The sequence below is a fragment of the Streptomyces sp. NPDC006265 genome (genome assembly GCF_040613555.1).
Classification (GTDB): Bacteria; Actinomycetota; Actinomycetes; order Streptomycetales; family Streptomycetaceae; genus Streptomyces.
Genome location: NZ_JBEXSH010000396.1, coordinates 1 through 7969, shown reverse-complemented (window position 1 = coordinate 7969; position 7969 = coordinate 1). Strand labels below are relative to the sequence as shown.

The following is a 7969-nucleotide window of genomic DNA, read 5'->3' as shown; positions in this document are numbered from 1 at the left end:
CCGCCAAGATCTTTGGCGGGACCGGGCCTTCGGACTGTCCGGCCGGGGTTACGCCTTGCGCAGGCGGAACGTGAGGGTGAGGCCCTCGTCGGTGAACGGGGTGCCATAGCCGTCGTCCGCCTCGCCCTGACCGAAGTCGGTCGCCAGGACCTCGTCGGCGATCAGGCGGGCGTGGTCGCTGAGGGCCTCGACCGTCGCCCGGTCCGTGGCCGTCCAGCGCAGTGCGATGCGGTCGGCCACGTCGAGGCCGCTGTTCTTGCGGGCCTCCTGGATCAGGCGGATCGCGTCACGGGCCAGGCCCGCCCGGCGGAGCTCCTCGGTGATCTCCAGGTCCAGCGCGACCGTGGCACCCGAGTCGGAGGCCACCGACCAGCCCTCGCGCGGGGTCTCCGTGATGATGACCTCGTCGGGAGCCAGCGTGACGGTCTCGCCGTCGACCTCGACCGACGCCGTGCCCTCGCGCAGGGCCAGGGACAGGGCGGCGGCGTCCGTGTTCGCGACGGCCTTGGCCACGTCCTGGACGCGCTTGCCGAACCGCTTGCCCAGCGCACGGAAGTTGGCCTTCGCCGTGGTGTCGACCAGGCTGCCGCCGACCTCGCTCAGCGTCGCCAGGGACTCGACGTTCAGCTCCTCCGTGATCTGCGTGCGCAGTTCGGAGTCCAGCGCGTCGAAGCCCGACGCCGCGATGAGGGCGCGCGACAGCGGCTGACGCGTCTTGACGCCCGACTCCGCGCGCGTGGCACGGCCCAGCTCCACCAGGCGGCGCACCAGGACCATTTGCTTCGACAGCTCCGGGTCGATGGCGGAGAGGTCCGCCTTCGGCCAGGACGACAGATGGACCGACTCCGGAGCGCCCGGGGTGACGGGGACGATCAGGTCCTGCCACACCCGCTCGGCGATGAACGGGGTCAGCGGGGCCATCAGCTGGGTGACCGTCTCGACGACCTCGTGCAGCGTGCGCAGGGCCGCCTTGTCGCCCTGCCAGAAGCGGCGACGGGAGCGGCGCACGTACCAGTTGGACAGGTCGTCGACGAACGCGGACAGCAGCTTGCCGGCGCGCTGGGTGTCGTAGGCGTCCAGCGCCTGGGTGACCTGGTCGGTGAGCGCGTGCAGTTCGGACAGCAGCCAGCGGTCCAGGACCGGGCGGTCGGCCGGGGCCGGGTCGGCCTCGGACGGGGCCCAGTTCGTCGTACGGGCGTAGAGGGCCTGGAAGGCCACCGTGTTCCAGTACGTCAGGAGCGTCTTGCGGACGACCTCCTGGATCGTGCCGTGGCCCACGCGGCGGGCCGCCCACGGGGAGCCGCCGGCCGCCATGAACCAACGGACCGCGTCGGCGCCGTGCCGGTCCATGAGCGGGATCGGCTCCAGGGTGTTACCCAGGTGCTTGGACATCTTGCGGCCGTCCTCGGCCAGGATGTGCCCGAGGCAGACCACGTTCTCGTACGAGGACTTGTCGAAGACGAGCGTGCCGACGGCCATCAGCGTGTAGAACCAGCCGCGGGTCTGGTCGATGGCCTCGCAGATGAACTGCGCCGGGTAGCGGGCCTCGAACAGCTCCTTGTTCTTGTACGGGTAGCCCCACTGCGCGAACGGCATCGAACCCGAGTCGTACCAGGCGTCGATCACCTCGGGCACGCGCGTGGCGGTCTTGCCGCAACCCCCCTGCGGGCAGGCGAAGGTGACCTCGTCGATGAACGGGCGGTGCGGGTCCAGGCCCGACTGGTCCGTGCCGGTCAGCTCCGACAGCTCCGCGAGGGACCCGGTGCAGGTGAGGTGGTCGTCCTCGCAGCGCCAGATCGGCAGCGGGGTGCCCCAGTAGCGGTTGCGGGACAGTGCCCAGTCGATGTTGTTGTTCAGCCAGTCGCCGTAACGGCCGTTCTTGACCGTGTCCGGGAACCAGTTGGTGCCCTCGTTCTCCGCGAGGAGGCGGTCCTTGAGCACCGTGGTGCGGATGTACCAGGAGGGCTGCGCGTAGTAGAGCAGTGCGGTGTGGCAGCGCCAGCAGTGCGGGTAGCTGTGCTCGTACGGGATGTGTTTGAAGAGCAGGCCGCGGTGGTCGAGGTCCTCGGTGAGCTTCTCGTCGGCCTTCTTGAAGAAGACGCCGCCGACGAGGGGGACGTCCTCCTCGAAGGTGCCGTCCGGGCGGACCGGGTTCACGACCGGCAGGCCGTAGGAGCGGCAGACCTTCAGGTCGTCCTCACCGAAGGCGGGGGACTGGTGGACCAGGCCCGTGCCGTCCTCGGTGGTGACGTACTCGGCGTTGACCACGAAGTGGGCCGCCTCGGGGAACTCCACCAGCTCGAACGGGCGCTGGTACGTCCAGCGCTCCATCTCGGCGCCCGTGAACGTCTGGCCGGTGGTCTCCCAGCCCTCGCCGAGGGCCTTGGCGAGGAGCGGCTCGGCGACGACCAGCCTCTCCGAACCTTCCGGGCCCTTCGTCGCGACGACGTAGGTGACCTCGGGGTGGGCGGCGACGGCGGTGTTGGACACCAGGGTCCACGGGGTCGTCGTCCACACCAGGAGCGCGGCCTCGCCGGCGAGCGGGCCGGAGGTGAGCGGGAAGCGGACGAAGACCGACGGGTCGACGACCGTCTCGTAGCCCTGCGCCAGCTCGTGGTCGGACAGGCCCGTGCCGCAGCGCGGGCACCAGGGGGCGACGCGGTGGTCCTGGACCAGCAGGCCCTTGTTGAAGATCTCCTTCAGCGACCACCAGACCGACTCGATGTACTCGGGGTCCATCGTGCGGTAGGGGTCCTGGAGGTCGGTCCAGTAGCCCATGCGGGTCGTGAGCGCCTCGAAGGCGTCCGTGTGCCGGGTCACCGACTCGCGGCACTTCGCGTTGAACTCCGCGATGCCGTACGCCTCGATGTCCTGCTTGCCGGAGAAGCCGAGCTCCTTCTCGACGGCGAGCTCGACCGGGAGGCCGTGGCAGTCCCAGCCGGCCTTGCGGGCCACGTGGTAGCCGCGCATGGTCCGGAAGCGGGGGAAGACGTCCTTGAAGACGCGCGCCTCGATGTGGTGGGCACCGGGCATGCCGTTGGCGGTGGGCGGGCCCTCGTAGAACACCCACTCGGGGCGGCCCTCGGACTGCTCCAGGCTCTTGGCGAAGATCTTCTGCTCGCGCCAGAAGTCGAGCACGGCGTGCTCGAGGGCGGGCAGGTCGACCTGGGCGGGTACCTGGCGATACGTCGGCGATGTCATCAGCGGGCTTCCTCCGGCGGACTTGCTGCCTTCCGTCCGGAGGGACGAGAGCTACGTCTGCCTGCGCCGCCTTCGGCGCGCTCCCGCGGTACCACCCTCCTTGGCCCTCCGGCACGGGGTGTGCGCCGGCGAGCCCCCTCATTGGGGTCGCGATGCCGGGTCTACTGGCCCCTGCGGACCATGGGCGGAGCCCACTGTCCAAGGCGTTCTTCCGGCGGCTCCGGGGTGATCTTCACGTCGCGCTCGCCCCCGGGCTTCCACCGTCCCCGGGTCGCTCTGGGCTGCGTACGCCGCTACTCGTCCCATCCACGCTTTTCGCTCCGCCCAGTGTACGGCTCCGCGCGAACCGCGGCCGACCGGTTTTCGGGCCTGCGGGGGTGGGGTGGCCCGTGGGGTGCGCTGTGGGCGCCGGGTGGGGTGTGAAATGGGTTTGATGACACGAATGGCACGGTATAGGTATTCGGATCCCGGGACGTCCTGCTCGGCGGATTACCGGGCGGGGAGCTGGGCACAACGGATGCAGGTCGCCGCGCGGCGTGCGCGAGGCGGGCGAATCGGGCGGTGTGCCCCGTTGCCGCGGGACTCGAGTCGATTTATCGTCCCAGCACGATTCGCGAGCAAGGTCACAATGTGTGAAGGGGCCGCGGCCATGGTGGCGAAGAAGACCGCCGTACAGCAGCCGGCGTCCGGCAGGTCCGCGGAGGCCTCAGGCGGCGCGGCCAAGGACGTGGGCGGGAAGAAGGCCGCGCAGGGAGGCTCGGCGGGGCGGGCAGCCAAGGAGGGCGGGAGGAAGGCCGCCGGCGGGACGAAGGCGACCGAGAAGAAGACGACCGAGAAGAAGACGACCGAGAAGAAGACGACCGAGAAGAAGACGGCGGCCAGGAAGGCCGTGACCAGGAAGGCCGTGACGAAGGAGGCCGACACCGCGGACGTCGTGACCGAGGAGGCCATGGCCGAGAAGGCGGCGACGGCGGCGACGACAGCGCCCAAGGCGGCAGCGACTCGATCGGCTCCGGCCACCGAGGGCGCGGCCGAGGCACCGGCGGAGAAGGCATCGGCCGGATCGGCCAGGGCGTCGGCGGAGGGGTCACCGGCCAGGGCTTCGGCGAAGAAGGCGCCGGCCAAGGCCTCCGAGCAGAAGGCGTCGGCCAAGGCCTCCACGCAGAAGGCGCCGGCCAAGGCCTCCACGCAGAAGGCGTCGGCCAAGGCCTCCACGCAGAAGGCATCGGCCGAGGCTTCGGCGGATGAGGCGCCGGCCGAGGTGCCGGCGGACAAGGCTCCGGCCGGGAACGCGGGCGGGAAGAAGGCGGCGGCCAGGAAGACCTCCCCGACAGGGAAGGCCACCGGCGAGAAGGCCGCGGCCAGGAAGACGGCCGGCAAGCGGACCGCCGCCAAGAGGACCTCGGCCGAGAAGGCCGCCGGAGGCAAGAGCACCACCAGGAGCGCGGTCGGCAAGGGCGCTGCCCGGGCCGGCGCGGTCACACAGGACACGGCCGCGAGCAGCACGGCCAAGAAGGCGGGTGCGGCCGAGGCCGCTCCGCAGACGGGAGCGACGACGGTGGTTGCGAAGAAGACTCCTGGCACGGCCACGGCGGCGAAGACCGCCGTTCCGAAGGCACGGGTCGCCGCGGCAGACCCCGGTGAGCTGGCGGTACGCCCGGGCGAGGACCCCTGGACGGCGGAGGAGGTCGAGGAGGCCCGGTCCGAGCTGACGTCCGAGGAGACCCGGCTGCGCGAGGAGATCACGTCGTCGGAGCGGTCGCTGGCCGGTCTGATGCGGGATTCCGGGGACGGCGCGGGCGACGACCAGGCGGACACCGGCACCAAGAACATCACCCGTGAGCACGAGCTGGCCCTGGCCGCCAACGCCCGCGAGATGCTCACCCAGACCGAGCGCGCCCTGGAACGCCTGCACGCGGGCACCTACGGCCTGTGTGAGAACTGTGGCAACGCCATCGGCAAAGCGCGCATGCAGGCCTTCCCCCGGGCCACACTCTGCGTGGAGTGCAAGCAGAAGCAGGAGCGCCGGTACTGACCGGCCGCCGAATGCCTCCTGAGCACGTGCGACGTCCGGGGTGTGCCGTACCCTCGTCCTCAGTCAGGCACCTAGGTTGAGGGACTCACGTGGCAGAGGCGGAGCGCATCATCGGTACGCCGGACACACCGGACGCGACCGGGGGCGGCAAGGAGCGGCCCGACTCCGAGGGCACTCCACCCGGTGAGCCCGGCAACGGCCCGGCGGCCGCGCCGGAAGCGTCCGGTACCGGCGAACCGGAGGCCACCGCCGGGCGGCCCCGGGGCAGGCGCCGGATCGCGGTGCTGTTCGCCGTCGCCGCCTTCGCCTACGCCCTCGACCTGATCAGCAAGATGATCGTGGTGGCCAAGCTGGAGCATCACCCGCCCATCGAGATCGTCGGGGACTGGCTGAAGTTCGAGGCGATCCGCAACGCCGGCGCGGCCTTCGGCTTCGGCGAGGCCTTCACCGTGATCTTCACCATGATCGCGGCGGCGGTGATCGTGGTGATCGCCCGCCTCGCCCGCAAGCTCTACAGCCTGCCCTGGGCCATCGCGCTGGGCCTGCTGCTCGGCGGGGCACTGGGCAACCTCACCGACCGGATCTTCCGGGCGCCGGGCGTTCTCGAGGGCGCGGTCGTGGACTTCATCGCGCCCAAGCACTTCGCCGTCTTCAACCTGGCCGACTCGGCGATCGTGTGCGGCGGCATCCTGATCGTGCTGCTGTCGTTCCGGGGCCTCGACCCGGACGGGACCGTCCACAAGGACTGAGCGCGCGTACGGCTCCGTCCGAGCCGTCCGGCATACTCGACGGGTGAGCACGCTTCCCGAGATCCGTACCCTGCCCGTGCCCGACGGCCTGGAGGGCGAGCGCGTCGACGCCGCCATCTCCCGCATGTTCGGCTTCTCCCGTACCAAGGCGGCCGAGCTCGCCGCCGCGGGGAAGGTCACGGTCGACGGGTCGGTGGTCGGCAAGTCGGAGCGCGTGCACGGCGGCGCCTGGCTGGAGGTCGAGATGCCGCAGGCGCCCGCGCCGGTGCAGGTGGTGGCCGAGCCGGTCGAGGGCATGGAGATCGTGCACGACGACGACGACGTCGTCGTGATCGTCAAGCCCGTCGGCGTCGCCGCGCACCCGTCGCCGGGCTGGACCGGGCCGACCGTCATCGGAGGCCTGGCCGCCGCCGGGTACCGGATCTCCACCTCCGGCGCCGCCGAGCGCCAGGGCATCGTGCACCGGCTCGACGTGGGCACCTCGGGCCTCATGGTGGTCGCCAAGTCGGAGCGCGCCTACACCTCGCTCAAGCGCCAGTTCAAGGAGCGCACGGTCGACAAGCGGTACCACACGCTCGTCCAGGGCCACCCCGACCCGACCAGCGGCACCATCGACGCGCCCATCGGCCGGCACCCCCAGCACGACTACAAGTGGGCCGTCACCGCCGAGGGCAAGCCGTCCGTCACGCACTACGACCTCATCGAGGCGTTCCGCGCGGCCTCCCTGCTCGACGTGAAGCTGGAGACCGGCCGCACGCACCAGATCCGCGTCCACATGGCCGCCCACCGGCACCCCTGCGTCGGCGACCTCACCTACGGCGCCGACCCGACGCTCGCCAAGCGCCTCGGCCTGACCCGGCAGTGGCTGCACGCGGTGCGGCTCGGCTTCGAGCACCCCGGGGACGGGCAGTGGGCGGAGTTTTCCTGCGACTACCCGGAGGACCTGCAGAAGGCCCTGGAGCAGGTCCGAGAGGAGACGTACGCGTGAGCACCCCGTACCTGGTGCGGGTCGCCGAGGACGCGGCCGACCGTGAGGCGTGCTTCGCGGTGCGCAAGGAGGTCTTCGTCGGCGAGCAGGCTGTGCCGGAGGACCTGGAGTACGACGCGTACGACGCCGACGCGGTCCATGTGCTGGCGGTCCGCCAGGACGGTGTGCCGCTCGGGACCGGGCGGCTGCTGCACGGGGAGGCAGCCGTGGCGCAGACCGGCGCCGACCCGTCCGTGGGCTCCCTCGGCCGGCTGGCCGTGGCGGAGCCCGCGCGCGGGCTCGGTGTCGGCGCAGCCCTGGTGCGGGCCATCGAGGACGCGGCACGCGCACGCGGGCTCGCGGCCGTGGACCTGCACGCGCAGACGCACGCGCTGGGCTTCTACGAGCGGCTCGGCTACGAGCCCTATGGGCCCGAGTACTTGGAGGCGGGCATTCCGCACCAGGGGATGCGGCGTCCGCTCTAGCCCTCCGAGGGGGTGCTGAAACGGTTTGTCCCGGGAGTCGCGTGGCAGGCTTGAGGTCAGCCGTGTGACCACTTGACCTCCCGGAGCGCTGACCGTGGATCAGTTGGCCCTGCTGTTCGTGCTGCTGCTCGGGGCCGTGATCAGTGTCCCCGTGGGTGACCGGTTCAAGGTGCCCGCCCCGGTGCTGATGACGCTCCTGGGGATAGTCCTCGCGCTGCTGCCGTTCGTACCGAACGTCGAGATCGCGCCGGACCTGATCCTGCCGCTGCTGCTGCCGCCCCTGCTGTACGCCGCCGTGCGGCGCACGTCCTGGCGGCAGTTCGCGGCGAACAAGAGGCCGATCTTCCTGCTGGCCGTGGCCCTGGTGTTCGTCACCATGGCCTGCGTGGCCGCCGTGGCCGACGCGATCGTGCCGGGGCTGCCGCTCGCCGCGGCCTGCGATGGCGCACCCCCGCACCGCCGTATGAACCGGCAGTCCCCGGGCCGCTCCGGACTCCCGCGGCAGGGCCGGTCGGTCCCTGGACGGGACCTG

General features: G+C 71.4%; 6 protein-coding genes. 5 read left to right on the top strand and 1 reads right to left on the bottom strand.

Features of this window, described 5'->3' with window-relative positions; translation table 11 throughout:
- Positions 1-48: 48 nt before the first annotated feature.
- The gene (gene ileS / locus ABZ281_RS27865) at positions 49-3201 is read right to left on the bottom strand and encodes an isoleucine--tRNA ligase (RefSeq protein ID WP_356659793.1); all 3153 of its coding nucleotides are present in this window, start codon (positions 3199-3201) and stop codon (positions 49-51) included.
- Positions 3202-3850: 649 nt separating this feature from the next.
- Here ileS and ABZ281_RS27860 point away from each other — a divergent pair.
- The 5 genes from ABZ281_RS27860 to ABZ281_RS27840 form a co-directional block, all read left to right on the top strand.
- Positions 3851-5236 (top strand): TraR/DksA C4-type zinc finger protein, encoded by a 1386-nt coding sequence (locus ABZ281_RS27860; protein WP_356659791.1) that lies wholly within the window; start codon positions 3851-3853, stop codon positions 5234-5236.
- Between the two features lie 89 nt (positions 5237-5325).
- Positions 5326-5985, top strand: a complete 660-nt coding sequence (lspA, locus tag ABZ281_RS27855) for a signal peptidase II (RefSeq protein WP_356659789.1) — start codon at positions 5326-5328, stop codon at positions 5983-5985.
- Positions 5986-6028: 43 nt separating this feature from the next.
- Positions 6029-6973 (top strand): RluA family pseudouridine synthase, encoded by a 945-nt coding sequence (locus ABZ281_RS27850; RefSeq protein ID WP_033312665.1) that lies wholly within the window; start codon positions 6029-6031, stop codon positions 6971-6973.
- A complete protein-coding gene (locus ABZ281_RS27845; protein WP_356659787.1) occupies positions 6970-7437 on the top strand; it encodes a GNAT family N-acetyltransferase in 468 nt (155 codons plus the stop codon). Before ABZ281_RS27850 ends, ABZ281_RS27845 begins: the two co-directional genes overlap by 4 nt.
- 94 nt (positions 7438-7531) lie before the next feature.
- The coding region (locus tag ABZ281_RS27840) for a cation:proton antiporter (RefSeq protein WP_356659785.1) at positions 7532-7969 on the top strand (438 nt) is incomplete at its 3' end.

Bases quoted from the DNA above. Each gene is read 5' to 3' on its own strand.
- ileS (WP_356659793.1), bottom strand. From the start codon at position 3,201: ATGACATCGCCGACGTATCGCCAGGTACCCGCCCAGGTCGACCTGCCC.
- ABZ281_RS27860 (WP_356659791.1), top strand. From the start codon at position 3,851: ATGGTGGCGAAGAAGACCGCCGTACAGCAGCCGGCGTCCGGCAGGTCC.